Raw genomic sequence first — 2,816 nt, 5'->3', positions numbered from 1 at the left:
GTGCGGGTCGGCGCGGCCGGCGGCATCGGAACGCCGGCCGCCGCCGCGGCGGCGTTCGCGCTGGGCGCCGCCTACGTGGTCACCGGTTCGGTGAACCAGGCGACCCTCGAGGCCGACCAGTCCGACACGACGAAGCGGCTGCTCGGTGCGACCGGCGTCGCGGACACGGCGATGACACCGTCGGCGGACATGTTCGAGCTGGGCGTCGAGGTGCAGGTGCTGCGCCGCGGCACGCTGTTCCCCGGCCGCGCCCGCCAGCTCTACGAGCTGTACCGCGCCTACGACGGGATCGACGCGCTGCCCGCCGACATCCGGGCCGGCCTGGAGACGAAGGTCTTCCGCCGTCCCCTCGACGAGGTCTGGCAGGACTGTGTCGAGTTCTTCACCCGCCGCGACCCCGACCAGATCACCCGCGCCGCGGGTGACCCGCGCCGACGGATGGCGCTGATCTTCCGCTGGTACCTGGGCCGCTCGTCCGGCTGGAGCATCGCCGGCGACCCCGACCGGACGGCGGACTACCAGGTGTGGTGCGGGCCCGCGATGGGCGCGTTCAACAGCTGGGTCGCCGGCACCTACCTCGCCGAGGTCGGCAACCGCCGGGTCGCCGAGGTCGCCGCCCACCTGATGACGGGTGCCGCGTTCCACGAGCGGGTCGCGGCCCTGCGCGCCGCCGGGGCGCGCCTGCCGGCGTCCGTCACCACCTACGTCCCGACGCCACCGCAGCCGTCCTGACCCACACCTGGCCTCGACCGTCCGACCTGACCCACCTCAAGGGACCACACACGTCAGCCATCGACAGCCCACCCCATCCCGTCGCCCGCGACGAGCGAGCGGGAAGAGAGGCAGTAGCCATGACCATCGAGGCCATCCGCACGAGCACCGTCCCTGACCCCGGCGGCGGCCCCGCGGCCGGGGCGAGCCAGGCCGGCGACGGGCAGCGGCGGTCGGGCTCGGGCTCGTCGTGGCTGCTGTGTGGCGGCTGCGGCGCGATGATCTACGGCCGGCGCTTCGACCGGGCGGGACGGGTCTGCGCCGACTGCGGCTGGCACGCCCCGCTCACCGTCGACGGGCGCCTCGACCTGCTGCTCGACCCGGATTCACGCCGGGAGATCGACGTGCTCGCCATCGACGGCGACCCGCTGGAGTTCGTCGACAGCCGTCCGTACCCCGAGCGGCTGCGCGCCGCCCGCGCGGCCACCGGCCTGCACGACGCCGCCGTCGCCGTGCGCGGCACGATCGAGGGCAGCCCGGTCGTCGTCGTCGTCATGGACTTCCGGTTCCTCGGCGGCAGCCTCGGCGCCGCCGTCGGCGAGGTGTTCACCCGCGCCGCCGAGGTCGCGCTGCGCGAACGCACCCCGCTGATCACCGTCGCCGCCTCGGGTGGCGCGCGGATGCAGGAGGGCGCCATCGCCCTGATGCAGATGGCGAAGACCAGCCAGGCCCTCGGTCAGCTCGACGAGGCCGGCATCCTCACCGTCTCGCTCATCACCGACCCGACGTTCGGCGGGGTCGCCGCGTCCTTTGCGACGCTCGCGGACGTCATCGTCGCCGAGCCCGGCGCCCGCCTCGGCTTCGCCGGGCGCCGCGTCATCGAGCAGACAATCCGCCAGGTGCTCCCCGACGACTTCCAGACCGCCGAGTTCCTGCTCGCCCACGGCGTCGTCGACATCATCAGCCCCCGCCGGGAGCTGCGCGCGACCCTCGCCCGGCTGGTGTCGGTCTCCAGCCGGCGCGACGACGGCATCCCGCGCCAGCAGTTCCGGGCCGGCGGGTCGATCGTCACCGACCACGAGGCGCTGCCCGAACGCGACGCCTGGGACTCGGTGCGCGCCGCGCGGCGCCTGGGCCGGCCGTCCACCCTCGACTACATCGGCATGATCATCGAGGACTTCACCGAGCTGCGCGGCGACCGGATGTACGCCGACTGCCCGGCGCTCGTCGCCGGCCTTGGCCGCCTGGACGGCGTCCCCGTCGCCGTCATCGGCACGCAGAAGGGCCACACCGCCGACGAGCTGCGGCACCGCAACTTCGGAATGCCCACCCCGGCCGGTTACCGCAAGTCCGCGCGGGTGATGCGGCTCGCGGCCAAGCTCGGCCTGCCGGTCATCACCCTCGTCGACACCGCCGGGGCATATCCGGGGCGGGAGGCCGAGGAACACGCCCAGGCCGTCGCGATCGCCGAGAACCTGCGGCTGATGGCCGGGCTCGCCGTGCCGGTCGTCGCCGTCGTCACCGGCGAGGGCGGCAGCGGCGGGGCGCTCGCGCTGGCGTTCGCCGACCGCGTCCTGATGTGCGCGAACGCCGTCTACTCGGTGATCAGCGCGGAGGGCTGCGCGTCGATCCTGTGGAAGGACCCGGCGGCAGCGCCGCGAGCCGCGGCCGCGCTGCGCGTCGACGCCCGCGAACTGCTGCGCCTGCGCGTCGTCGACGGGGTGATCCCCGAGCCCGACGGTGGCGCGGACGCCGACCCCGAGCGGGCCGCCGCCCTGCTGCGTGACGCCCTGCGCGCGTCGCTGACCGAGCTCACCCCACTGGACCAGATGACCCTCGTGACCCGCCGGCGCACCAGGTTCCGCCAGTTCGGCGTCCCCGCGGCCGCCGCCACCAGCGCCGACGCCGACGCCGAGCGGACCGAGCCGGATCACACTGTGGAGGCGCACCGATGATCACCGACCAGGCCACCCGGACCGCGACGAACGGGGCGCACCCCGCCCCGGCGGCCATCGACCCCGCCCCGGCGGCCATCGACCCCGCTCCGGTAGCCATCGACCCCGCCCCGGCAGCCATCGACGCAGCCACCCCGCCGACCCCGGCCC

2 protein-coding genes are annotated in these 2,816 nt (G+C 75.0%); both read left to right on the top strand.

What is annotated here, in order from left to right; translation table 11 throughout:
- On the top strand, nt 1-732 hold a 732-nt coding region (locus MXD58_RS28020), incomplete at its 5' end, for a beta/alpha barrel domain-containing protein (RefSeq protein ID WP_518478706.1).
- A gap of 257 nt (nt 733-989) precedes the next feature.
- Nucleotides 990-2,666, top strand: a complete 1,677-nt coding sequence (gene accA, locus MXD58_RS28015; protein ID WP_248837455.1) for an acetyl-CoA carboxylase carboxyl transferase subunit alpha — start codon at nt 990-992, stop codon at nt 2,664-2,666.
- Nucleotides 2,667-2,816: the final 150 nt, after the last annotated feature.

It is taken from the genome of Frankia sp. AgKG'84/4 (genome assembly GCF_023242965.2).
In the GTDB taxonomy this organism is placed as follows: Bacteria; Actinomycetota; Actinomycetes; order Frankiales; family Frankiaceae; genus Frankia.
Note: the sequence above shows the minus strand (reverse complement) of the source record. Positions and strands in the feature narration are given on the sequence as shown.